The organism is Sphingomonas sp. NIBR02145, assembly GCF_027359115.1.
GTDB lineage: Bacteria > Pseudomonadota > Alphaproteobacteria > Sphingomonadales > Sphingomonadaceae > Sphingomonas > Sphingomonas kyeonggiensis_A.
The window spans coordinates 1,890,221-1,915,264 of sequence record NZ_CP114791.1 but is presented as its reverse complement, the minus strand read 5'-3'; the positions used below and the strand labels follow the sequence as shown (position 1 = coordinate 1,915,264).

The 25,044-nt window shown below is 66.8% G+C and carries 17 protein-coding genes; 8 read left to right on the top strand and 9 right to left on the bottom strand.

Features of this window, described 5'->3' with window-relative positions:
• Nucleotides 1–51 precede the first annotated feature (51 nt).
• Nucleotides 52–282, bottom strand: coding sequence for a helix-turn-helix domain-containing protein (locus tag O3305_RS08480; protein WP_269576481.1), 231 nt, complete (start codon nucleotides 280–282; stop codon nucleotides 52–54).
• A gap of 318 nt (nucleotides 283–600) precedes the next feature.
• Between O3305_RS08480 and O3305_RS08475 the strand changes: the two genes are divergently transcribed.
• Complete coding sequence (locus O3305_RS08475; RefSeq protein ID WP_269576002.1) at nucleotides 601–1,941, top strand: GntP family permease; 1,341 nt, start codon at nucleotides 601–603, stop codon at nucleotides 1,939–1,941.
• A gap of 43 nt (nucleotides 1,942–1,984) precedes the next feature.
• Complete coding sequence (locus O3305_RS08470; protein WP_184168485.1) at nucleotides 1,985–2,662, top strand: FadR/GntR family transcriptional regulator; 678 nt, start codon at nucleotides 1,985–1,987, stop codon at nucleotides 2,660–2,662.
• Between the two features lie 132 nt (nucleotides 2,663–2,794).
• On the opposite strand, the gene O3305_RS08465 is transcribed toward O3305_RS08470, so the two are convergent.
• Nucleotides 2,795–3,322 carry a gluconokinase gene (locus O3305_RS08465; protein WP_260396174.1) on the bottom strand — a complete coding sequence of 176 codons (528 nt, stop codon included), beginning with the start codon at nucleotides 3,320–3,322 and terminating at the stop codon, nucleotides 2,795–2,797.
• A 158-nt stretch (nucleotides 3,323–3,480) separates the two neighbouring features.
• Between O3305_RS08465 and O3305_RS08460 the strand changes: the two genes are divergently transcribed.
• The gene (locus tag O3305_RS08460; protein ID WP_269576001.1) at nucleotides 3,481–6,546 is read left to right on the top strand and encodes a glycosyl hydrolase family 28-related protein; all 3,066 of its coding nucleotides are present in this window, start codon (nucleotides 3,481–3,483) and stop codon (nucleotides 6,544–6,546) included.
• Nucleotides 6,547–6,659: 113 nt separating this feature from the next.
• Complete coding sequence (locus O3305_RS08455; protein ID WP_269576000.1) at nucleotides 6,660–9,650, top strand: TonB-dependent receptor plug domain-containing protein; 2,991 nt, start codon at nucleotides 6,660–6,662, stop codon at nucleotides 9,648–9,650.
• Between the two features lie 455 nt (nucleotides 9,651–10,105).
• Here the strand turns inward: O3305_RS08455 and O3305_RS08450 are convergent, their stop codons facing one another.
• Nucleotides 10,106–10,975, bottom strand: coding sequence for a hypothetical protein (locus O3305_RS08450; protein WP_269575999.1), 870 nt, complete (start codon nucleotides 10,973–10,975; stop codon nucleotides 10,106–10,108).
• 246 nt (nucleotides 10,976–11,221) lie between these two features.
• On the opposite strand from O3305_RS08450, the gene O3305_RS08445 reads away from it, so the two are divergent.
• From O3305_RS08445 to O3305_RS08430, 4 genes are all read left to right on the top strand, one after another.
• Entirely contained in the window at nucleotides 11,222–11,620 is a 399-nt protein-coding gene (locus O3305_RS08445) for an Imm39 family immunity protein (protein ID WP_353739230.1), read from the top strand.
• 281 nt (nucleotides 11,621–11,901) lie between these two features.
• Nucleotides 11,902–14,979 (top strand): intermembrane phospholipid transport YdbH family protein, encoded by a 3,078-nt coding sequence (locus tag O3305_RS08440; RefSeq protein ID WP_269575998.1) that lies wholly within the window; start codon nucleotides 11,902–11,904, stop codon nucleotides 14,977–14,979.
• Nucleotides 14,976–15,200, top strand: a complete 225-nt coding sequence (locus O3305_RS08435) for a YnbE family lipoprotein (RefSeq protein ID WP_260396173.1) — start codon at nucleotides 14,976–14,978, stop codon at nucleotides 15,198–15,200. The genes O3305_RS08440 and O3305_RS08435 overlap by 4 nt, the downstream gene beginning before the upstream one ends.
• Entirely contained in the window at nucleotides 15,200–15,577 is a 378-nt protein-coding gene (locus O3305_RS08430) for a YdbL family probable chaperone protein (RefSeq protein ID WP_269575997.1), read from the top strand. The genes O3305_RS08435 and O3305_RS08430 overlap by 1 nt, the downstream gene beginning before the upstream one ends.
• Nucleotides 15,578–15,646: 69 nt before the next feature.
• Here the strand turns inward: O3305_RS08430 and O3305_RS08425 are convergent, their stop codons facing one another.
• The 6 genes from O3305_RS08425 to O3305_RS08400 all read right to left on the bottom strand — a co-directional run bounded on the left by O3305_RS08425 (nucleotide 15,647) and on the right by O3305_RS08400 (nucleotide 24,827).
• On the bottom strand, nucleotides 15,647–16,582 hold the full coding sequence (locus tag O3305_RS08425; protein ID WP_269575996.1) for a TonB-dependent receptor domain-containing protein: 936 nt from the start codon (nucleotides 16,580–16,582) through the stop codon (nucleotides 15,647–15,649).
• On the bottom strand, nucleotides 16,470–18,893 hold the full coding sequence (locus O3305_RS08420; protein WP_269575995.1) for a TonB-dependent receptor domain-containing protein: 2,424 nt from the start codon (nucleotides 18,891–18,893) through the stop codon (nucleotides 16,470–16,472). Before O3305_RS08420 ends, O3305_RS08425 begins: the two co-directional genes overlap by 113 nt.
• 83 nt (nucleotides 18,894–18,976) lie before the next feature.
• Nucleotides 18,977–19,939, bottom strand: a complete 963-nt coding sequence (locus O3305_RS08415) for a FecR family protein (RefSeq protein WP_269575994.1) — start codon at nucleotides 19,937–19,939, stop codon at nucleotides 18,977–18,979.
• Entirely contained in the window at nucleotides 19,905–20,549 is a 645-nt protein-coding gene (locus tag O3305_RS08410; RefSeq protein WP_269575993.1) for an RNA polymerase sigma factor, read from the bottom strand. Before O3305_RS08410 ends, O3305_RS08415 begins: the two co-directional genes overlap by 35 nt.
• Before the next feature lie 52 nt (nucleotides 20,550–20,601).
• Nucleotides 20,602–22,008, bottom strand: a complete 1,407-nt coding sequence (phoA, locus tag O3305_RS08405) for an alkaline phosphatase (protein ID WP_269575992.1) — start codon at nucleotides 22,006–22,008, stop codon at nucleotides 20,602–20,604.
• Between the two features lie 65 nt (nucleotides 22,009–22,073).
• Nucleotides 22,074–24,827 (bottom strand): TonB-dependent receptor, encoded by a 2,754-nt coding sequence (locus O3305_RS08400; protein WP_269575991.1) that lies wholly within the window; start codon nucleotides 24,825–24,827, stop codon nucleotides 22,074–22,076.
• Between the last annotated feature and the right edge of the window lie 217 nt (nucleotides 24,828–25,044).

Below are 25,044 nucleotides of genomic sequence, written 5' to 3'. Positions count from 1 at the left end.
AATGGGCTGATGGAAAGACAATGGGGCGCGGGCAGGGCCGCGCCCGGGAAATCAGGCCTGGCTGAGCGCCAGGCTCTGCGCCGCGATCGCCACCTGGGTGCGGTTGCGCACGTTGAGCTTGCGCATCAGCGCGGTCATGTGCGCCTTCACCGTCGCCTCGGCGATGCCGAGCTCATAGGCGATCTGCTTGTTGAGCTGCCCCGAATGCACGCCCCGCATCACCTTGAGCTGGGTCGGCGTGAGATGCACGGGCCGGCCCGCGCCATCAATCAGATGGGGCATCGCGGCCGAAACTGCCGCCTTCTGGCTCGCTTCCTGAACGGTCACCTTCATCGATCCTCTCCCCGAGGCGCATGGCGTCATGCTCGCGGATCGGCGGTTCTGCACGATCCCTGTCCATGTTCCGTTTTATGGAATCGGTTGGACAGGTTTTAATATGTTCCCCAATTGGTAACGGTAGCAAGCCTTTTTCGTTGCCGATTTGCAAAAACTTGTCATACAACTCCGTGCGTCCAACGAGCTTGTGATAAAAAGCCGAGGACTTCCGGGGAGGACAACGATGTCAGGATTCGCGTTCGATTGCGCCCAGGGGATCGCCGAATGAACGGCGAGGATATCCGGCTGGTAATCGCCGCGGTCGCCGGCATCGTCCTTGCGATCCTGCTGATCGTCCGCTGGCGCCTCCATCCCTTTATCGGCCTGCTCGTCGGCGCCTTCGCCGTCGGCCTGTTCGCTGGCCTGCCGCTCGGCGACACGGCCAAGGCGGTGCAGAAGGGCGTGGGCGATATCGTCGGCGGCACCGGCCTGGTCGTGGCGCTCGGCCTGTCGCTCGGCGCGATGCTCCACCTCTCCGGCGCGGCGGCCTCGCTCGCCACCGGCGCGCTGCGCCTGACCGGGCCAAAGGCCGCGCCCTGGGCGACGCTCGGCATCGCGATCGTCATCGGCCTGCCGCTGTTCTTCGAGACCGGCCTCGTGCTGCTCCTCCCGATCGTCGTCGCCGCCGCCAAGGCGATGCCCGACAATGGCGATCCCGACGGCACCAAGCTGCGGCTCATCATGCCCGCGCTGGCCGGCCTCGGCGTCGTCCACGCGCTGGTGCCGCCGCATCCCGGTCCTCTGCTCGCGGTCGAGGCGCTCAAGGCGAATCTGGGCCTCACCATGCTTTACGGCGTGATCATCGCCATCCCCATCGCGATCCTCGCCGGACCCGTCCTCGCGAAGTTCGTCACTCCCGGCGTCAAGCTCACCGAACCGGTGCTCAGCGACCCGGTGCACGACCTGCAGCCGCCGCACCGCGCGGTCTCGCTGTTCATCGTGCTGCTGCCGATCGTGCTGATCGCCACCGGCGAGCTCGCCAAGCTGGTGCCGGCGCTGGCCAATTCGCCCCTGCTCGCCGCCGCGGCCAATCCGGTGCTCGCGCTGCTCATCACCAACCTCCTCGCGCTGCCGCTGCTGTTCGGCCGGCGGCTGGGCGAGGAAAGCATCCAGGATGCTATCTGGTTCGAGACGATGGGCGCGGCGGGCGCGATCCTGCTGGCGATCGGCGCGGGCGGCGCGCTCAAGCAGGTGCTGGTCACCGCCGGCCTGTCGGACCTGCTGGCGCGGCTGGTGATGATGTACTCGATCTCGCCGCTGCTGCTCGGCTGGCTGGTCGCGGTCGGCATCCGCCTGGCGGCCGGATCGGCGACGGTGGCGACGATCACCGCGGTCGGCATCATGCCGGGCGTGGTCGCCGCCTCGGGCGCTTCGCCCGAGCTGGTCGTGCTCGCCATCGGCGCGGGCTCGGTGTTCTTCAGCCACGTCAACGATCCCGGCTTCTGGCTGGTCAAAGGCTATATGGGCACGACCACGGCGGACACCTTCCGCACCTGGTCGCTGCTCGAGACGGTGATCTCGGTCGCCGGTCTGGTCATGGTGGTGGGGCTCAGCTACCTTGTCTGAGACGCGCCCTGGAGAAAATCGAGGCGCGAAGAAGAGAGGCGCCGTGCAGGAGGGCAGGCTCGCCGATCGCGCCTATACGGCGATCGTCGGGATCATCAACGAAGACGATCTGGCGGTCGGCGACCGGCTGCCGTCCGAGGCGCGGCTGGCCGAGCTGTTCGGCATGTCGCGCACGATCGTGCGCGAGGCGCTGGTCCGCCTCGCCGCCGACGGGATCACCGAGGCGCGGCGCGGTGCCGGCTCCTATGTGAAGCGCCGGCCTTCCGCCCGGCTCGGCTCGCACGTGCCGATGGACGGGCTGGCGGCGACGCTCGGCACCTATGAGGTGCGCTTCGTGCTGGAAGCCGAGGCCGCGCGCCTCGCGGCGCAGCGCCGCTCGCAGGAGCAGATGGAAGAGATCGACGCGGCGCTCGAGGCGCTGCGCACCGCCTTGCTCTCCAGCGCGCCCGCGCATGACGAGGACTGGCGGCTCCACCGCGCCATCGCCGAGGCGACGGGCAACAGCGCCTTCATCTCCACCTTCGATCATCTCCAGCATGACGTGATGGGCATATTGCGCGCCGGCGTCGACATCTCGCGCTCGCGCCCGCCCGAAGTGATCGGCTCGATGATGGAGGAGCACGATGCCGTGGTCGATGCGATCCGCGCCCAGGACGGCGATGGCGCCGCGCTGGCGATGCGCTGGCACCTGTCCCAGGGCCGCAAGCGGCTGATGCCCTGACGCTCCAACCGTCGTCCAATACCCCCAAACCGTCATGCTGAACTCGTTTCAGCATCCAACCTGCAACAACGGATGTCTTCGCGGGTGGAGGGTTGGGCCCTGAAACGGGTTCAGGGTGACGATATCCAGCCTCTACGACCCAAGCTCCGTCCGCAGCCACGCGAACACTTCGCCGCAAAGCGCATCGACCGGCCGATAGCAGTGCAGCGCCAGCGCGCGCTCGTCGCCGTCCGGGCGCTCCAGCGTTGCGAACTGGCTGTCGAGCAGGCTCGGCGCCATGTAATGCCCGGCGCGCGCGGCCAGTCGCGGCGCGATCTCCGCTGGCTCGCCGTCGAGCAGGATGAAGGCGATCGGCACGCCCGCCGCACGTTCCAGCCGTTCCCGATAGCTGCGCTTGAGCGCAGAGCAGGCGGCGACCGCGATGCCGCGCTCGCGCACCGCGCCGCCGATCGCCGCGCCCAGCCGGTCGAGCCAGGGCCAGCGGTCGGCATCGTCGAGCGGCTGGCCGCCGCGCATCTTGGCGACGCTTTCGCTCGAATGGAAATCATCGCCCTCGAATGCCGGGGCGGCGAGATAGGTGGCGAGATGGCTGGCCAGCGTTGATTTGCCGCAGCCGCTCACGCCCATCACGACGACCGCGCAGGGGAGCAATCCGGTCATTTTTGGCTGCGCTTTCACGTCGTTCCCCGGCTTCGGACAGGACGCTAGATGTTCGCATGCGGGCGCTTTGACCATTGCGACCTTTGTCGCGGTCGTCCGGGTCTGGGCGCGCGCGTATCCGCGTGTCAGGATTGGCCATAACAAAAGAGGGGACCGGCATGATCGGCGGGATTCGATGGGGCGCCGCGGCGTCGGTGATCGCAGTGGCGGTGTCCGCGATGCCCGCCCAGGCGCAGCGGGCCCGGTCGGTCTCGGTCTATGCGACGGCGCCGAACGATCCCGCCGCGGTCCTGGTCAAGGCGAAGGGCGATGGCGTCGCCGACGACAGCGCCGCGATCCAGTCCGCGATCGATGTGGCGGCGGCGAAGCCCGGCGGCGGCATCGTCTTCCTGCCCTCGGGCCGGCACCGCATTACCCGCACCATCTATATCTGGCCGGGCGTCCGCCTGTTCGGGGTGGGCAGGACGCGGCCGGTCTTCGTGCTGGCACCGAATACGCCGGGCTTCCAGCAGGGCGTCGGCAGCATGGTCTTCTTCACCGGCAACCAGCCGAACGGCGCGGCGCCGGGGGCAGGCGGGGTGCCGCTGCGCGGCAAGGTCCCAGTGCCGCCGCCGACCAGCGTGCCGTTCAATCCCGACATTGCCGACGCCAATTCGGGCACCTTCTATTCCGCGCTGGCCAATGTCGATTTCGAGATCGGCGCGGGCAATCCGGCGGCGACGGCGGTGCGCCAGCATACCGCGCAGCACAGCTATCTCGCGCATATCGACTTCCATCTCGGCTCGGGCCTCGCCGGCATCTACCAGGTCGGCAATCTCGGCATGAACCTGCGCTTCCATGGCGGGCGCTACGGCATCCTTGCGGAGAAGACCTCGCCCGCCTGGCAGTACACGCTGCTCGATTCGAGCTTCGACGGGCAGCGTGATGCGGCGATCCGCGAGCATGAGGCGGGGCTGACCCTGGTCAACACCGTCATCCGCAACACGCCCGTCGGCATCGATATCGACCGCGGCTATGGCGACTGGCTGTGGGGCAAGGACGTCCGCTTCGAGAATGTCTCGAAGGCCGGCGTAATCATCAGCAACGAAGGCAATGCCTATACTCAGATCGGCTTCGACAATGCGCTGGCCAGCGGTACCCCGGTTTTCGCAAGCTTCCGCGACAGCGGCAAGACGGTGGCGGGCTCGGGGCCGAACTATCGGGTCAAGGAATTCACCTATGGCCTGACGCTTGCCGGCCTGAACCAGCCGGGCCGCTACGAAACCCGCATCGCCGCAGCAGCGCTGCCCAAGCTCCCAGCCCGCCGCGACCCCGCCATCCGCGCCTTCCCGGCAGTCACCAGCTGGACCAGTGTCCGCGACCTCGGCGTCAAGGGCGACAACGCCACCGACGACACCGCCGCCCTTCAGAAGGCGATCGATACGCACCGAGTCCTCTACTTTCCGGCAGGCTTCTACCGCGTCACCGACACGCTGAAGCTGCGTGCCGACAGCGTGCTGATCGGCCTCCACCCCAGCCTCACCCAGATCGTCCTCGCCGAGGACAGCCCTGCCTATCGCGGCGTGGGCCCGGCCAGGGCGCTGATCGAGAGCGCGAAGGGCGGCGACGCGCTCGTCTCCGGCCTCGGCTTGTTCACCGGTGGGCAGAACCCGCGCGCCACCGCCTTGCTCTGGCGCGCCGGCGCGAAGTCGCTGGTCGATGACGTCAAGTTCCAGGGCGGCCACGGCACCAACCTCGCCGACGGCAGCCGCTTCGATCCGTACAACGCCAACCACACGGCGGACGCCGACCCGAAGAAGCGCTGGGACGGCCAATATTCCAGCCTCTGGGTCACCGATGGCGGCGGCGGCACCTTCAACGGGCTGTGGACCCCCAACACCTATGCCCATGCCGGCCTCTACGTCTCCGACACCGACACCCCCGGCTTCGTCTACGAGATGTCCGCCGAGCATCATGTCCGTGCCGAGATCGTGCTCGACCGCGTCCGCAACTGGGAGTTCCTCGCCCCCCAGACCGAGGAGGAAGCCGGCGAGAGCCGCAACACCGTCGCGCTCGAGGTGCGCAACTCGGGCGACATCCTGTTCGCCAATTTCCACGGCTACCGCGTCACCCGCTCGCTCCAGCCGGCCCCGGCGGCGGTCAAGCTCACCAACTCGACCAACATCCGCTTCCGCAACGTCCATGTGAACGCCGAGAGCGGCTTCTCGACCTGCGACGCGAATGGCTGCGGCACCTATCTGCGCGCCAGCAAATATCCCTATTCGAACGCGATCGTCGACGTCACCCGCGGCGGCGAGGTGCGCGAGCGCGAATTCGCGGTGCTCGACGTGACCGACGCACCCACGCCCGCCGCCACGCCTTCGCTCGCCCCGGTAACCCGCCTCGCCACCGGCTTCGGCGCACTTGGCGGCGGCGCGGTGGACGGCACGGGCAAGCTCTACTTCGTCGACCGCCCGTTCCAGCGCATCCATGGCTGGTCCGAGAAGGAAGGGCTGACCATCGCCGCCGACGCCCCGCTCGACGCGATCAACCTCGCGGTCGATCGCTCGGGCCACCTGCTCGTCCTTTCCTCGATGGGCCCGGCCGCCACCGTCTACAGCGTCGATCCGGCCAGGCCCGCCGAGGTCCGCCTGATCGAGCCGACAGCCGTTAAGGAAGGGAAGGGCGCCCAGGTCGCGCTCCCCGGCAGCTTCTGGAACAATGGCGAGTTCCGCGACCAGTATGACGCGAGGACCGACCATTTCACCACCCTCGCCGAGATGTTTGCGCGCGACATGGCCGTGCCCAAGCCGCGCGAATATGTCTCGCCCGATGGCAGCCTGCGCCTGCCGGCCTTCCGCGTGTGGCAGCAGGGGCCGTCCGACCATCTCGGCTGGCGCTTCTCCGATACGCTCGACACCTATGGCTGGGTCACCGGCAAGCCCGGCGAGCGCGTCCACCTCGCCAACGGCTCGGAGAACCGCACCTATACCGGCCTGCTCGGCGCGGGCGGCGCGGTTACCGATCTCAAGCCCTTGGCCCCGCGCGGCGGCGAGAGCGTCGCCGTCGGGCCGGACGGGCGCGTCTACATCGCGAACGGCGATGTGTTCGTCTACGCGGCCGACGGCAGCGAGCTCGGCCGCATCACCGTGCCCGAGCGTCCGCTGCAGCTCCTCTTCGGCGGCACGGACGGCAGGACCCTGCTCATCCTCGCGCATCACGGCCTCTATTCGGCCCGTCCCTGAACCGGCCCGGCGGCGTCTGCGACCATGGTCGTAGATGCCGCGCCCACCCCGATCAGATAAGGTTCGGACACAATGGCACAGACCATGTGACGATAACGATCAGGGGATGGATGATGGGGAATAGCTTCACCCGCGGTGCGTTGCTCCGTGATAGCGCTACCAGTCTTGCCGCGCTCGCCGCGGCGCTGTGCTGCACGCCGGCCTTCGCGCAGACCGCGCCGGCACCGGCACCGGCACCGGCACCGGCACCGCAAAGCCAGGAGGCGCCCGCCGCCGCGCCGCAGGACGACAGCGCGGCCAGCGACAATGGCCAGATCATCGTCACCGGCACCCGCATCATCGCGAGCGGCTTCAACGCGCCCACGCCGACCACGGTGATCGGCGAGGAGCAGATCGCCAGCAACGCCCAGCCCAACATCTTCAACACGATCGCCCAGCTGCCCTCGCTCCAGGGCTCGACCGGCGCTTCCACCGGCACGTTCAGCACCTCGAGCGGCCAGCAGGGCCTCAGCTCCTTCTCGCTGCGCGGCCTGCAGGCGATCCGCACGCTGACCCTGCTCGACGGCCAGCGCGTCGTCGGCGCCAACGTCACCGGCGTGCCCGACATCAGCATGTTCCCGCAGCTGCTGGTCAAGCGCGTCGACGTGGTCAATGGCGGCGCCTCGGCCTCCTATGGCTCGGACGCGGTCGGCGGTGTCGTCAACTTCATCACCGACACCCACTTCACCGGGTTCAAGGCCAACATCCTCGGCAGCATCACCCGCTACAACGACGACAAGACCGGGCTGGCCCAGGCGGCCTTCGGCACCTCGCTGTTCGACGATCGCGTGCACCTCGTGGTCAGCGGCGAATATGACAATGAAGGCGGCGTCGGGCCGGGCAATTTCGGCACCGACCTTGCCGGCGACCGCGACTGGTTCCGCGCCTCGACCTTGCTCGACAGCCGGGTCACCACCGGCGGCGCGCCGCAATATACCTATAGCGACTACGCCCAGTCCTATCAGTATGCGAAATACGGCCTGATCACCAACGGGCCGCTCCAGGGCATCGCGTTCGACCAGAACGGCGTCCCCTACAACTTCAACTATGGCTCGAACGGCGTGCCCCAGGGCAACGGCACCGTGTCGAACTGCTATCCGGGCAACAGCTTCTGCGTCGGCGGCGATCTTTCGGGCGGCGTCGGCTCGGGCGCCTCGCTCAAGTCCTCGCTCGAGCGCATCAACGGCTATGGCCGGATCGGCTTCGATTTCGCCGAGGGCCAGGAATTCTACATCACCGCCAATGTCGCGCAGGTGCTGACCAGCAACCAGCCGAGCCCCGGCTATAACCGCGTCAACCTCACCATCTCCTGCGCCAACGCCTTCCTGCCGCAGTCGATCAAGGATCGCTGCGGCACCGCCAACATCACCTCCTTCGCCTTCGGATCGAGCAACGGTTCGTTCCCCAGCCCGAAGGTCAGCACCGACCGGCGGCAATATCGCTTCGTCGCCGGCGTGAAGGGCTCGCTCGGCAGCAAGTGGCACTATGACGCCTATTATGAGCGCGGCACCACCAAGTCGTACATCGATGTCGATCACATCGTGCTGCAGAACCGCTATGCCGCGGCGGTCGACGCGGTCATGCTCAACGGCGCGGTCGTCTGTGCCAACGCCCAGGCGCGCGCGCTCGGCTGCCAGCCGATCAACGTCTTCGGCGGCGCGGCGCCGTCCGCCGCGGCGCTCGCCTATGTCCAGCCGGAGAACGGGCCGTTCCAGCACACCACGCTGACCCAGGATGTCGCCAGCGTGAACTTCTCGGGCGAGGCGTTCGACCTTTGGGCGGGGCCGCTCACGGTCGCGTTCGGCGGCGAATATCGCCACGAATATTACCGGGTGAATGCCGATCCCTATGGCGCCGGCGTCTCGGCGATCAGCCCGAACTCAGCCGCCTATCCCGCCGATCCGCTGCTCAATTCGGCGCAGGGCAGCAACTATGCGGCGGGCAACTACAAGAACGGCAACGGCGCCTACAGCGTCTATGAAGGCTTTCTCGAGCTCAACCTGCCGCTGTTCGACGGGCCGATGGGCAAGGCGAACCTCAACCCCGCCGCCCGCATGACCCATTACAGCACCTCGGGAACCGTCTGGGCGTGGAAGATCGGCGGCACCTGGGATACGCCGCTCGACGGGCTCCGCTTCCGCGCGGTGACCTCGCGCGACGTCCGCGCGCCGAACCTTTCCGAACTCTACGCCGCGCCCACCGTCACCACGGTGCCGAGCTTCGCCAATCCCTATGGCCCGACGGTGCAGATCTTCCAGAACACGGTCGGCAACCCCGATCTGAAGCCGGAAATCGCCCGCAACACCGAACTGGGCGTGGTCTATTCGAACCCGTCCTGGCTGCCCGGGCTCAGCCTCTCGTTCGACTATTACAGCATCAAGCTGAAGGGCGTGATCTCGACGCTTTCGGCGGCGCAGATCGTCCAGTTCTGCCATGACGGCCTTACCCAGTTCTGCGGCGGCTTCGTGCTCAACAGCCCGACCCAGGGCGGCAACTTCGTCAACGTCCAGCCGTTCAACCTCGCCTCGTGGAAGACCAGCGGGTTCGATATCGAAGCGAGCTACCAGTGGAAGCGGCCGCTGGGCCTGCCCGGTTCCTTCACGGTCCGCGCGCTCGGCACGCATGTCCGCGAGTTCCTCGTCGATGCCGGCGTGAAGGGTGTGGACGTCGTCGATCAGGCGGGCGCCAACACCGGCAACACGCCGCACTGGAAGTGGCTCGCCGTCCAGTCCTATGACGGCCCCGGCTTCACGCTGATGGCGCAGCAGCGCTGGTTCTCCGACGGCGTGTACGGCAACCAATATGTCGTCTGCCAGTCGGGCTGCCCGGTCTCGACCACCAACCACCCGACGATCAATACCAACACGATGAAGGGCGCCTTCTACTTCGACGTCGGCGGCTCGGTGAACCTGACGGGCAACATCACCTCCTATTTCAAGGTCGACAATCTCTTCGATCACGATCCCGCACCGTCGCCGCAGACCAACACCGGCCTCGACGTGAACCCGGCGCTCTACGACACGCTCGGCCGCACCTATCGCGTGGGTGTCCGCCTGAAGTTCTGATCGCTTTCCGAACTCCCCTCTGGCTTGGCGCAGGGCCGGTCCCTCCGCCAAGCCTGCTCTGTTTGGGGAAGGGGAGGGCGCTGCGGGACAGCGGCAAATTCCCCTCCCTGGAAGGGAGGGGCTAGGGGTGGGTGGAGGCCTGGCGATATGTCAGGGCAAGCCCGGCGTCACCATATCGACATCCAGCCCTTCCAGTTCCCCGGCGAAGGCCGGGGCCCAGGGCTTCTCTGCCGGATCGCCTGTGACCCTGGACCCCGCCTTCGCCGGGGAACTGCCAGGTCGCGAACGCCTAAACGACCGCTTCTGGCACGAGGGTGGAACGTCCGAGATTGGGTGGCTAGCCGCCACGGCCAGATTTGCTGGACGTTTTATGGGTCATTCGTCCATGCGGGCGAGGCTTGGCTTCATCGGGAATTTGGGGCGGGCCAGCCATTTTTATTTCCGCGCCGCCGCTTCTAATGTGGCAATTTATAGTTGTTCGCCGCCGCCACTGCTACGGTATCGATATCCACGCCCGAGAATGACGAATAAATTACAATATCCGAAGGCGCAGAACTAGCTGCGTCGCACTTTAGGGCAGTCTTAATGCCCTCTTTTTGAATTTTTTCCTTTCTGATCCAAACTTTCGCGGCTGCCATAAATGCAACCTTGCACCCCGTCGTAATATTCCTCAGCGCACCTACAGAGATGCTCTCTGGATCACCTTCGTCTCGATATAGTTCAATTGATTTCGGCGAATGGGCGTCGCTTGGGGGCGTGCCTTTAGACAAAGTGTCTATAAATCTGCCAACGGTTGACTTGTATTGAGCAAACAGGTGTTCATCGAACTGCCGCCACGCAGGTCCGCTTGGGGGCGGCGGCTGCCAACCCATAGGACTGCCTTCGATAGCCTTCACGGAGACGATGTTGCCGTCGTTCTGCCTTGCCCGAACGATGACATACATCACCCTAACCTCGCCCGCGATGACGCACTCCAAAAATTGATGGCGGCTAAATTCAGGGACTTTATCCTCCCAGAGCAGAGCGGTTCCGCCTCCCCGACAATTCGATAGCATAGCGCGCAATTGAGTAATGGGGATCAATCGACTGTCGACCAACGTTTCCCATTCCGCCGCTGAAATAATCTTAGGCCCTGCCGGCCGTTCAGAAAATCGACGAATTGTCGCCTCGATCGGTCCATTGGATGTCGATGCGCCACCTGTCAGATACGCGATATAGTTATCGGAGAGCTTCTGCAGGCGCGGGCCATCCTGAGCATGGACTGGGGCCCCAAAGAGAACGAACCCTATCCACCCGAAGGAAAGGAATCGCCACATCGCTCTCACTGGTCACACTCCCCGAACACGATATCCAATGCCCAAGCTCCAAATCGAGGTTCATAATCTAAGCGCCGCAAAGTAGACTATAGCCTTCGCGGGCATGGCTGCAATTCGGGCGTTTGCAGCCCGGCAGCTTTTGGATCGGCCGTCTCCGCTGAGCGGCCGCTATTGGGCGGAAAGCGGTCGTTGTGCTTGCCTAGGAAATGGTCGATCGTTCTCACGAACGAGCGATAGCGGGAAGCGGGCTTCGACATGGCTCACAATAGAAAGTTGGTAATAGGCTGTGTCGCGCTTACGATGGCTAGAGTGCGGCCCACAAAGGCCGTGGCATCGGCCGGTAATCGGGTACGCGAGGAATTGGAACAGGAAATAATCCAGTCAGAGTATCTCGAAAATACGCCATTCAGGTGGGTCGGGCTCATCATTAGAGAGGGGTTGGTCGATGAGGAAAAGCCGCATTTTGGCAGGATAGACCCCAAAGATGGTGAACTGCCACTGGCGATAGAAATCGATGTTCATCGGCTATTGGGCGCAACCGAAGATGAGATGGCTCGGGTATATCGGAAGGCAACGCTTACTGCACTGGTCCACGCTGGCAAGAAATACAATTTTCCCATCGATAGGTTTAAAGAACTTCTTGATGCGACTTGAGGCCGGCAAATCCCACGTCCGCTATTGGGGCGTTAGCCGACAAGCTGCTCTTATGAGCCCACGGCCTAAACCGCTGCATCTGAATATCGATACGCACCCCTCCCTCTAAGGCAGGGGTGTAACCCGCACGCCGTTGCCTTTCACGGAACCTTTGCAGCATAGAAAAGCTCTAAGTGATTACGGCGCCGCAACCGGACGGCCGCTGGTGAGCTGGAGCGGGTGTGAGCGGCAGGGAGGAAGAGACGGACGCAGGGAGTGTGCAACCCGCTGCCCCCCGCGGGATGTCGCGCCGGCGCCGCATTGCCATTGTCCTGTCCATCGTTCTGGTGGTGGCGCTCGCCGCGGTCTGGCTGCAGCGGCGCACGATCGCGCGCGGCTTTGTCGATCGCGAGCTGGCCGCGCGCGGCGTTGCCGCCCGCTACGAGATCGAGCAGCTGTCGCCCTGGCGGCAGCGGCTGACCAATGTGTCGATCGGCGATCCGCGCGATCCCGATCTGGCCGCGGACTGGATCGAGCTGCGCACCGCGCTCTCTCCCTGGCGTGCCGAAGTGCTGGTGGTGAAGGCCGGCGCGATCCGGGCGAAGGGGCGCATCGTCAATGGGGCGCTCTCGCTGGGATCGCTCGACCGGCTGATGCCGCCGCCCTCGGGCAAGCCTTTCTCGCTCCCCCGCATGATCGTCGATCTCGCCGATGCCCGGCTCCGGCTCGACAGCGATGCCGGCCGCGTCCTGCTGCAGTTCAGCGGTAAGGGGATGCTGAGCGACGGGTTCGCCGGCAATGTGCGCGCCACCGCGCCGCGCCTGCGCCTTGCCGAGTGCACGCTCGACGGCACCACCGCCCGGATGCAGCTGCGCATCCGCAAGGGAGCGCCCAGCCTCGAAGGGCCGGCCCAGGCGGCGCGGCTGGCCTGTGCGGATGTCCGCGCCGCGCAGCCGCGCATCGATCTCCGCGCCGCGCTCGACGCGTCGCTGGCACGCTGGCAGGGCAGTGCCGGCCTCGCCGCGCCGGCCGTCGCGTCCTCGCTCGGCAGCCTGCGCCTGTTCAGCGGCACGATCGATTTCGCCGGTACCGCTGCCCGCACCGGGGGCAAGGTCGCGCTGCGCTCCGGCGCGCTCGCGTCTCCGGATATCAGCGCCGGCGCGGCCGCGATCTCGGGCAGCTACACGCTGGGTGATGCGGCGGCGTTCCAGGGCGAAGTCGCGGTCGAGCGCGCGGCGCTGCCGCCGGCGATGCTCGGGCGCCTGGCCGGCTATGGCGATCTCGGCCAGGGCAGCCCGGTCGCGCCGCTGGTCCGCAAGTTCGCCGGCGCGGTGCGCGACGCCGGCCGGAATTTCAGCGGTACCGCCGTGGTGGCGGTCACCCCGGCCGAGCTTCGCCTGCGCAACCTGGCGGTCGCGGCGGCATCGGGCGCGCGGCTGCATTTCGGCCAGGGGTCGGGCGCCGGGCTGGCCTTGCCGGGCGGCGCGATCGATCTGGCGGGCCAGCTGTCGCTCGGCGGCGGCGGGTTGCCCGATGCCGTGGTCCGCCTGTCGCGCCGGCCGGGAAGCGCTGAGCTGCGCGGCACCGGTTTCGTCCGGCCCTATGTGGCGGGCGATGCGCGGCTCGCCTTTTCGAACCTCGATTTCCGCCTGCGTGGCACCGCTGGCGAAGTGCGGACCTCGGCCACTTTGTCCGGTCCGGTGCGTGGCGGGCGGGTCGAGGGACTGGCGATGCCGCTGCTCGCCCGCTGGGACGCGCGCGCGTTCGAGCTGAACCCGGGCTGCGCCACGCTCGGCTTCGCGCGGATCTCGGCGGGCAGCGTGGTGCTGGACGGCGATCGGCTGCCGCTTTGCCCGGTCGGCCCGGCGATGGTCCGGTGGAGCCCCCGGGGCCTTGCGGGCGGGGTCCGTAGCACTAGATTGAACCTGCGCGGCAAGGTCGGCGACAGTCCGCTGGATCTTGCCGTGGACGCGGCGCAGCTCGATCTGGGGGCGAGCGGCTTCCGCCTCGCCGGCGCGGCGCTGCGCCTGGGTGCGGACCAGCCGACGCGGCTCGATATCGCCCACCTGGATGGCGGTTTTGGTTCGGGGCTGGCCGGCGATTTCCTGGGGTTGGGCGGCCGGATCGGCGCGGTGCCGCTGGTGGTGTCGGAAGGGAAGGGGCGCTGGAAATTCGAGGACGGGAACCTCGCGCTGCTGGGCGGTTTCACCCTGTCGGACGCCGAAGCCCCTGCGCGTTTCGAATCCCTCGCCGCTCCCGCCGCGACCCTGAATTTTCGCGACGGCAGGATCGAAGCCCATGCCGATCTGGTCGGCACCAAGCGCCAGGTCGCGGTCGGCAAGGTGGAAGTCGCGCATGATCTGGCGAAGGGCGAGGGCCAGGCTCTGCTCGACATCCCGGGTATCCGCTTCAAGGCCGACGGCCTCCAGCCGACGGATCTTACCGCGCTCACCTATGGCGTGATCGCGGATGTCGAGGGCCTGGTAGCCGGCACCGGCCGCTTCGCCTGGTCGGGCGACACGGTGACCAGCACGGGCCGCTTCACCGCGACCGACATCGCCCTGGCGGCGGCATTCGGTCCGGTCTCGGGGCTGACGACGCAGCTCGATTTCGTCGACCTGCTCAACATGCGCACCGCGCCGGGCCAGGCCGCCCGCGTCGCCGAGATCAACCCCGGCGTCCCGGTCCGCGACGGCGCCCTGCGCTACCAGCTGCTCGACAGCCGCCGCGTCCAGGTGGAGGGCGCCCGCTGGCCCTTCGCGGGCGGCGAGCTCGTCCTCGACCCGACCACCCTCGACTTCAACGAAAAGGGCGAGCGGCGGCTGACCTTCCACGTCAAGGGCGCGGATGCGGCGCTGTTCCTGAAGGAAATGGCGTTCGACAATCTCGACGCCACCGGCACGTTCGATGGCACGCTGCCGATGATCTTCGATGCGAATGGCGGGCGCATCGAGGGCGGCGAGCTCCGCGCCCGGGAGGGAGGACACATCGCCTATGTCGGCGAGGTCTCCCGGCAGGATGTCGGCCTGTGGGGGAACATGGCTTTCCAGGCGCTGAAGTCGCTGAACTACCGGAACCTCACGATCCGCATGAACGGCCCGCTGGCCGGCGAGATGATCACCGACATCAACTTCTCCGGCATCAGCCAGGGCAAGGGCACGAAATCGAACTTCCTGATCCGCCGGCTGGCGCGGCTGCCCTTCGTGTTCAACGTGCGGATCAGCGCACCCTTCCGCCAGCTGCTCGACTCAGTGCAGTCCTGGTACGATCCCCGCCGCCTGATCGAGCGGAACCTGCCCGCATTGATCGAGGAGCAGAATCGTGCACAGGAGGCGGCGAAACCAGCCGTTCAGCCTCGCGAAAGCGCCCCTGTTCCATGAAAGGCAAGAAGATGCAGTTTCGACGCATGACACAGGTGCAACCATGCTGGCGCAGATATCTTGCAGTAGCTCCGATCCTGCTCGCGGGCGGCTGCATCAACGTGACCGCGCCCGACAAGCCGATCGTCATCAACCTCAATATTTCGATCACCCAGGAAGTAGTCTATCGTCTCGACAACAAGGCGAAGGAACTCATTCAGGACAATCCGGGAATTTTCTGATGCGCAACATGCTCTCCACTCTCGGCCTGTCGGCGGCGCTCGCAGCCGGCCTGATCGCTCCCGCCTTCGCCCAGCGCGACCCGGCCTATCAGGCCGCGCGCGAGGACGGGCTCGTGGGCGAGCAGCCCGACGGCTATATCGGCATCGTCGGCGCGGCCACGCCCGCGCTTCAGGCGATCGTGAACAACATCAACATCCAGCGGAAGAGCCAATACACCAAGCAGGCTGCCGCGAGCTCGACCGTGGAGCAGATGGCTTTCGTCACCGGTTGCAACCTGATCCTGCGCACCGTGCCGGGCGAAAAGTACCGCGCCCCCGACGGCCGCTGGCTGACCCGTGGCAACGACGCTCCGGTGCGCGACCCGCGCTGCCTCTGACGCGATCGCGTCGGAATTGCAGGAACAGGGTGTGGCCGGGCGGTGAGGGAACCGCCCGGCCATCCTTCTTCAGAACTTGATCGTGGAACCGAAGAAGAAGCCCATTCCCATTGCGTCATAGGTGGTGGGATAGGTGTTCGCGCGCGGATTGTTGACGATCGGCGGCTTGTGATCGAGCAGGTTGTTGATCCCGCCGAACAGCCGGACATTGTCCATCTTGTAGGCGAAGGACAGGTCGAAATATTGCTGCGGGCGAATCCGCGGATTGACCAGGTTCGCCAGGTCCGGCGTGGTCGTGCTGCCCCGGCGCCTGGGCAGCAGATAGGTGTCGATCGTCACCGCATCGATGAAGCGACCGCGCACGCTCAGGTCGAGTGGGCCGTTGCGCCAGGTGACGCGGGTCACGCCCCGGAATTCGGGGATCGGCTCGCCGCAAGTGGTGCCGAACGCGCCGACGCATTCGTTCTTGATCGCAGGCAGCGCCGCGACGGGAACCGAAGTGAACTCGCGCGTCCAGGTCCAATTGGTGCCCAGCTCCAGCGCGCTGTGCCCGTCGCCCAGCCCCGGCAGCGCAAAGCCCAGGTCGAAGGCATAGCGTGCGCCGAAGTCGATGCCCGAGGTCTTGAGCGAACCGGTGTTCGCCTGGAGGATCTGCGCGGTGTATTGCCCGCTGATCTCGCCGGTCGCCGGGTTGCGGCTGATCGCGCGGCAGAACTCGCTCGTGGCGTCCTGCACCGTGTTGTAGCAGAGGCTCAGCGTGTTGTTCAGCCCGCCGCCCAGCGGCGCGATCGCGCCGTCGAGCGTGATGTTGAAATAGTCGACGCTCAGCACCAGTCGCGGGATCGCGCGCGGCGTGATCACCGCACCCAGCGTATAGGTGTTCGAGCGCTCCTCACCGACACTGGGGTTGCCGCCATAGGTGGCGGTGACGGTGTTGTTCGGCTGCACCGGCGCGGTGAACACCATCGATGCCGGCACGCCGGTGGCGATGCAGAGATCGCGCACCGCCGCAGTCTGCTGCGCGGTCGGCTGGCGGCTCGAACAGGGGTCGATCGCCGCTTCGCTGCTCTGGCGCAGGCCGCCGAACAGCTCGCTGATACTGGCCACGAAGCGCGATATTGTCGTCGACGCGCCATTCAATGCCACCGAGATAGGTCCAGACGCCGCCGACACCCTTCAGGTCATAGTCGGAGTAGCGGAACGCGCCATTGGCGGTGAGCTTCTGGATCAGTGGCAGGTCGTGGAGCAGCGGCAGCTTGACCTCGCCGAAGATCTCGCGCGCGGTGATGCTGCCCTTGGTCGGCTGGCTTGCCGGAAAGCCGACCGCGTCGCCCGAGGACAGGAAGGTATCGGGCGTGTAGCGCGCCGAGGACTTGCGCCACTCGGCACCCAGCGAGAAGCCCGCCGGGCCGGCCGGCAGCTTGAACAATGTGCCCGAAAGCGTGGCCTGCGCGACCTGCTGCTTTGCAACGCTGCGATTGGTCGCGTCGCCGATGATCGAGTCGACTGCCGCTTGGGACATGTTCTGGCCGAAGATGTTGATCAGCGGCGCCGCGCCGTTCTGCGAGAGCAGCCCGGTCTGGTAGCGGCTGCGCGAGATATTGCCGTCCTGGCTGTCGCGCTGCTTCGTCTCGGCATAGCTGTAATAGACGTCGTAGTTGAGGTCGCTCAGGAAGCTGCTCGACACGCTGCCGATCTCGCCGCGCAGGCCGAACACGCCGCGCACCACGTCGCGCTGGCTGTGGTTGACGCGCTGGCCGACCTCGACCAGCCGCCGTGCCGCGGTGAGTGCGACGATGCCGTCGCCGGGCCGGTTGGTCGCGCTTGAGGTGCGCTCGGCCAGGTCGAGCTGCTGCAGCACATTCTGCATCGCCGGGGTGAGATAGGGATTGTTGGTGTTGAACAGGAAGGTGCCGCTGATGCTCGCCGGCGCCAGCTGCTGGTCGACCTTGTTCTGGCTGTAGTGGAACTCGCCATAGGCGGTCGCCGCGTCGCTGAAGTCGTAATGGCCGAACGCGTTCACCATCCAGCGCTTCTGCGGCACGATCAGATAATTGTCGGGCTGGAGGTTGTAATTGTCCTGCGGATCGAGCGCCGGGCGCGCGGCCGTGCCGGCATCGTTGAAGGTGAAGCCGCGCGAGCCGAGCCCGCCCAGGCCGGCGGCGACCAGCGCCGCATCGAGCCCCGGGGTCGAGGTCGAGGAGCCGACCAGCGGCACGCCGGTGAAGCGGCCATTGGGGATGTCGCCGCTGCCGCTGGCGATCAGCCCGGGCACGCCGCCCGCCGCGCGGCAGGTCGAGCCCGAGGGCACCGCGATCGGCTTGCCCGCGCCGCGCTTGTCATAGCTTTCGGGCGTCACGCAGCCATCGACCAGCCATTGCGGCGCGAAGTCGCCGCGCTGGCGCCGGGTCACCGCGCCGCGATCGAGATAGTTGCCCGACACGGTGAGGTTGCCGCGCCCGCCGCCGAAGTTCTTACCCAGCGTCAGGTCGATGCTGTAGGTCGGCGTTGCGGTTGGGCTGTCTAGATTGAGCTGGCTGCCGAGCTCGATCCCCTCGAAATCGTCACGCAGGATGAAGTTGATCACGCCGGTGATCGCGTCCGAGCCATAGACCGCCGACGAGCCGCCGGTGACGATCTCGGTGCGCTTGATCAGCGCGGTTGGGATCGAGTTGAGATCGGTAACCTGCTCGGGGCCCGAGATGGTGAAGCGCCGGCCATTGACCAGCACCAGGTTCCGCGTCGCGCCGAAGCCGCGCAAATTCGCATCCGCCGTGCCGCCGGGCACGACATTGCCGTACGCGCCGCCATTGGTGGAGGGCACGAACTGCGGCATGTCGTTGAACAAATCCTCGACATTGATCGTGCCGGAGAGCTGGATGTCCTCCTGGGTCACCACCGCGACTGGGGTGGCGGTATCGCGGACGCGCTGGGCGATGCGCGAACCGGTGACGGTGATTTCCTGGCCCTCGTCCTCAGCGACGGCGGGTTCCGGCTGGGGGCGGGGATCCTCCGGCCCCTGGCCAAGGCTGATCGTCGCGCCGCTGCGCGCAACCACGCGCAGCCCGGTGCCGCGCAGCAGCTGGTCGAGCGCGGCGTCGATCGACATGCGGCCGCTCACCGCCTTGGTCGTCTTGCCCGCAAGGCGCCCGGCGGGCGCAACCACCTGGATGCCGGCCTGGCGGCTGAACTCCGGAATGCCCTTTACCGCGGCCTGCTCGCGCAGGTTGAACTGGCGCACCTGCGCCTGGGCCGGCTGCGAGACGCACGCCATCACCACGGCAATCGCCGTGCCACACACCATCCTGGACTGCATTGAGTATCCCCGTTGGGCCGGCAAACGCCGGCGTCACCCGGTAGATGGCCGGGGCGCGATCTTCCCCCACCGGTGCGCGAAAATTATTTCGCTGGCGGTTGCCGGCTCAGGCGGATCGTGTCGCCTTCGATCGCGACCCGCGCGCCAAGGCTGGCGGCGATCGCCCGGGCGAAGCCACGCGGATCATTGGCGGCGAAGCTGCCGGTGATCGGTTCGCGCGCCAGCACCGGATCGGCAATCACGATCCGCGCCGCGCCGTAGCGATCGAACTGCTTGGCGACGCTGGCCAGCATGTCGCCTTCGAACGCCAGCATCCCCTCGCGCCAGGCGAGCGAGCGCTGCAACGCATCGGGCTCGAGCCGGGTCACCCGCGCCGTGGCGCCGGGCGCGCTGGCGTCGAGCCGCATATTGGACTCCAGCACCCGTTCGACGCCGCCGGCGCCCACCCTGACCTTGCCGGTCGAGACGATCACCGCCAGCGGCACGCCTTCGATCGCGCGCACCCCAAAGGCGCTTTCGAGCGCACGCATCGTGAGCTGCCCGGCGAGGACGACGAAGGGCCTGCGCGCATCCTGCGCGACTTCGAAGAATGCTTCTCCGGAGACCAGCTCGATCAGTCGGCGCGCCGTGTCGAAGCTCTGCCGCAACCGGGTGCCCGGCCCGAGAGTAACCGCCGAGCCATCCTCCAGCGTCACCCGGCGCGTCTCGCCGATCCCGCTCGCAAGTTCGCCGCTGTCTCCCAGCAGGCGCGGCACGACCAGCACGCCGGCCAGCGTCGCGGCGAGCGCCGTGGCGCCTCCGGCCAGCAGCCGGCGACGGCCCAGCAGGCCCGCAGGTGGATCGGGAAGGGTGGGCGGCGCGGCCACTGCCTGGTCGGCGTGGACCCATAGCGCGCGTGCCCGTGCAAGTGCGCCGATCCGCCGCGTATCGACTGCCAGCCAGGCGTCGAGCGCCTGTTGCTCGGGTTCGCTCAGCCCACGATCGATCCGCGCCGCCCATTCGGACGCCGCATCATCGATAGTTTCGGCTGTCTCGCGATCGTGCATCCGGCGTGGCGTTCTTCTGGCTGGTTTCGTTCGGCTCCGGCGTGCCCGGCACCCTTTCCCCGGATGTAGATGCACGGGGCACCGCTTTTCCGCCACGTCCAAATTGCGCCATCAATATTCTGATGCCGCGGCCGATATGTTTTTCGACCGTACTCTCGGAAAGCCGGGTCGCGGCGGCGACTTCGCGCTGCGACAATCCCTCGACCCGGCGCAGCTGGAAGGCGCGCCGCGTCTGGGGCGGCATCGCCTCGATCGCGGCGGCGAGCCGGCGCAGGTCCTCGCGCCCGGCGGCCTGATCGAAGGGGGAGGGCGCGTCGTCCGCCGTGTCGAGCTCGGCCAGGTCGGCGACGGCCTGGATCGAGACGATCTTGGCGCGCCGCACCCCCTGGAGGAACAGCGAGCGCGCGACCTGGAAGGCATAGGCGCGCGGATCGGCGATCTCGGCGACCGAGGCGCGGGTGGCGAGCACCGCATAGGTTTCCTGCACCAGGTCATCGACATCCGCGTCGTCGAGCGCGCTCAGCCCGTGCAGCCAGCGCCGCAGCGCCGGCTCGTGCGGCAGGATGCGCGTGGCGAGCCATTGGCTGCGATCGTCGGACGGAACACTCATCTCGGCGCCCCCTGCCACGCCATTGTGACAAGTCGGATGCGGTGGCGCCCGATCACTTCAATCCAAGCGCGTCCCGGATGATGTAGTGCAGGTCGGTCTGGTCGAGCAGGCCGCTGACGTTGACCGCGCGCGGGCCATAGGCCGCGATGCGCAGCTGGGTGCCGGTATGCCCCTGCGAGCCCTCCTCGGCGGTGCCGTAGCTGACCGTCATCACCCCGCCCTCGAGCGTGTTGAGCGCCGCGGTCAGGCCCGGTGCCCGGGTGCCGTTGCCGACGATCTGGCTGGTATGGGCATGATCGGCCGTGGCGATCACCAGCGTGTGGCCGTCCTTGCGGGCGAATTCGAGCGCGACCTGCACCGCCTCGTCGAGATCGACCGTCTCGCCGATCTGCCCGCACGGATTGGCGGCATGATCCTGCTTGTCGATCGAGGCGCCTTCGACCTGGAGGAAGAAGCCCCTGGGGTTGCCCTGGAGCAGCGCGATCGCCTTGCGCGTCATCCCCGCCAGCGTCGGGATGCCGGCATCGCGCGCGGCATTGGGCTGGCAGGTGATCGCCGGCTGGTCGATATTGCCGTGATAGCTCGCCTTGGGCCCGATCCAGCGCACCGGCATGTTGCCCTCCGCGAACAGGCCGATCAGCGGCTGCCTGGCATCGGCGCGGGTGACGGCGTCGAGCTCGGCGGCGTTGCGGACGATCCGGTAGCCGCGCGCCCGGGCCTGCTGCTCCAGCGTCTTGCCCTTCCACTTGCCCGCGCTCGCCGCCTCGGCGAAGCTCTTGGCGCCGCCGCCCAGCACCAGATCGGCCCGGACGTCGAGCAGCTGCTCGGTGATCGATCCGGCGCCGCCATTCTCCAGTGCGTTCTGCGGGCAGGTCTTGAGCGTCACCGCCGGCGCATAGCAGCTGCGGAAGGCGACATGAGCGATCTGCGCGCCCGGGGTCGCGTCCTGGATTTCTGCGGTCGAGACGTCGCCGGTGGCGAGGCCGGCGGCCCTGGCATATTCGAGCAGCGTGCGCTGCGCCTTGCCGTTCACATCGACGCCGATCGCGCCGTTATAGCTCTTCACACCCGATGCCCATGCCGTCGCCGAGGCGGCGCTGTCGGTCACATAGTTCGGCTTGCCGGTCTCGCGATCGAGCGAATAATGCGTGTACTGGCCGGTGAAGGGCAGGGCGTCGATGCCCTTGAAGTAGCCGCCGGCGCCTTCGGCATAGTTGCGCGCCAGGGTGATCTCGGAATCGCCCATGCCGTCGCCGATCAGCAGGATGACGTTGCGGACCTCGCCCTCCTTGCTCAGCTTCTCGTAGAGCGCGCGCATGTCGCCCGGCAGGCGGCGCGCGCCGCCCGGTTCGCGCACGTCACCGCGCGCGGTGCGCGACAGGTCGGGCGTGGTTTCCTGCGCCAGCGCGGGCTGGCTGGAAAGCGCGAGAAGCGCGGCGAGGGCGATGCGCGAGATCATGGCAATATACTCCGAAGCGGATAGCGGGCCGGCATGCCCAGGACATGCCGGCCCGGTCAGAGGGGTCAGAACTGGGCGCGGATGCCCAGCGTGATGCGGCTTCCCGAGAATTCGTAGGTGGTCGGGAAGGACGGATCCATCGTGTAGCCCGTGGTCTTGGCGTTCCCCACGTTGATGCCCTGCAGCTCCACGCGGAAGTTGCGCATCAGCTGGTAGCTCGCCGCGAAGTCGAACTGGCCATAGGCGTCGCGATAGACCGGATACATGTTCCGCTCGATCCGCTCCACATAGGCGCCCTTGCGGTTGTACGACACGCGCAGCGAGATCGGGCCCTTATCGTAGAACACCGTCGCATTGTACGTGTTGTCCGACAGGCCGATCGGCGAGGTCGGCACGCCCAGGTCGGACTGGCCGGTCAGCGAGCTGTCGAGGAAGGTGGCGTTGGCGTTGATGCCGAAGCCGTCCATCCAGCGGGCGAACATGCCGAACGGGATCACCGCGTTCAGCTCGATGCCGCTGACATTGTACGAGCCCTCGGCATTGACCGGCTGGTAGACGTCGAAATCATAGACGCCGTTGACCGAGCCGTTGGCGTTGTACACGGTCACGCCCTTCACCACCCCGGTCAGGCGGCTCTGGACCACGCCCTTGATCTTCTTCCAGAAATACGACGCCGCCAGGATGCCGCCGTCCTTGCCGAGATACTTCTCGACGCCGACTTCCCACTGGTCGGCAAAGGTCGGCTTCAGGCCCGGATTGCCGTCGGTGTAGCGATAGCTGCTGAAGCTCGCGGTGCGCTTATAGGCCAGGTCGGTCAGCGCCGGGCGGATCAGCGTCTGCGAAGCGGCGGCGCGCAGGTAGAGGCTGTCGGTCAGCTCAGCATGCGCGTTGAACGAGGGCAGGAACTTCTCGTAGCGGCCCGTGCTCGAAACCGGCGCCGGGGTCAGCCCGGTGGTGCCGTTCGGGTTCTGGACCTGGTGGAAACCCTCGGAATTGATCGTCGTGCGCACATAGCGCCCGCCCAGGTTCGCCACGATCGGGAACGAGACGTCGAACTCCATGTCGAGCATCGCATAGCCCGCGATCGTCTCTTCCTGGACCTTGTAATAGTTGGCGTTCTGGAACGGCGTCACGAAGCCGGCCGGGCGGAAGAAGCTGCGGGCATAGTCGTTCGAGATCTGCGACCAGCTCAGGTTGCGCGCCTGATAGTCCTTGCCGCCGACGATGTCGGTCACATTGGTGAGCGGGCTGTCGCCGAGCTTGCGGACGTTGACATAGGCGGTGCTGCCGCGCGTCGGGCCCTGGATCTTCTCCTCGCCATATTGGCGCTCGTTGGTCTTGCTGGTGTAGCGGCCGCCCAGCGTGAAGCGCTTGAATACCGACGAACCGAAATCATAGCCCAGGTCGATCTGGCCGGCATATTTGTCGTCGTTGATCTGCTCGCGCGTCGTCTCATATGCCTCGAACAGGTACTTGCTCGGCGCATTGTACATGTCGATCGTGTTGGGGTTGGCGCTCGGGATCGTCTCGCCGCCATTCTCGGTATAGCGGGTGCGCGACGGCGCATAGGCGACGTGCTTGAGGTTGGCATAGTCCAGCACGCGCTTGGCGCCCGAATAGCCGCCCAGCGCGTTGATCGTCAGCCGGCCGGTCTTCCAGTTCATCTCGCCGCTGAACTGGCGATAATCGGTATCGGTGATGTACTGCTTGCTCAGGAATTCGTGCTGGGTGTTGGTGTACGAAACGTCACGCAGCACCACGATGCCCGCGCTCGACAGCGTGGTCGCGTCGAAGCCGTGGATCGTCTCCAGCGTCGAGTTGCTCGAAGCCGAATAGCCCGCCGCGTCATACTCGTCCTCGGTCGTGTCGTACGAGCCGAGGAACGCGTCGAAGGCGAGGCTGAAATTGTTGTGCGGCTTGTACTGGAGCGAGCCCGAGATGCCGAGCCGGTCCTGGTCGTTTTGGTAGACGCGGTCGCCCACCTTGTCGAGGAAGACGATCTTGTTCTTCATCGCGTCGGTGAAGGTGATGCCGGCGTCGCGCTGCAGCACCGCGATCGCCTGGTTGCGATAGGTGGTGCCGGCACGGTCGGTCCAGCGCGCGATCGGGCGGAAGTTGATGCCCGAATTGGAATCGGTGCGGTTGGTGCGCTGCTGCTTGGCGACCGAGATCAGCGCGCCGAAATCGCCGAAGGTGTTGCTGGCGAGGAACGAGAAGCTCGGGTCGATCTTCTCGGAGATCGAGTTGTAGGCGCCTTCGGCGCTGCCGACCAGGCGCAGGCCAGGATTGTCGAACGGGCGCGCGGTGCGGATCGCGACCGAGCCGGCGATGCCGCCTTCCTCGTCCGCCGCGGTCGGCGACTTCTGCACGGTGACCGACTGGATCAGTTCGGAGGCGAAGATGTCGAACTCGACGTCGCGGCCGCCCGAGCCCGAGGCGGTGGCGAGCTTGTTGATCGAGACGAAGGTGAACTCGCTCGGCAGGCCGCGCACATTGACGCGGGTGCCCAGGCCCTTTTCGCGCTCGATGGTCACGCCGGGCACGCGCTGCAGCGCTTCGGACAGGTTCTGCTCGGGGAAGTCGGCGATGTCGGTGGCGACGATCGAATCCGAGAAGCCGATCGTGTTGCGCTTCATGTCGATCGCGTCTTCGAGGCTGCGGCGATAGCCGGAGACGACGATCGCGCCGCTGTCTTCCTCGGCGACCGGCTCGGCGGCCGGCGCGGTCTGCGCGGCGGCGGGGGCGACGCAGAGCGCCGCGAACGCCGCGCCCAGCAGAAGCTGCGCGGCATGGGTACGATGACTCGACTTGATAAGCATATCTATCCCCCTCTGGATATGGATCCCGCCATGTTGCGCGGGCGAACGCCGGCGTTTCCCGGCCTGCGAGAGACCGGGATGGCGGCGTTGTTCGAACTTCTTCTGTCGGCGATTCAGGGGCCCGTCGGCCCCTTCACGCCTGCCTCTCCGCTCCTCCAGGTCTGACGACGGCCCTGACGCGTCTCGACCTGAAACTTTTCTTTCGCGGGGTCCGGTG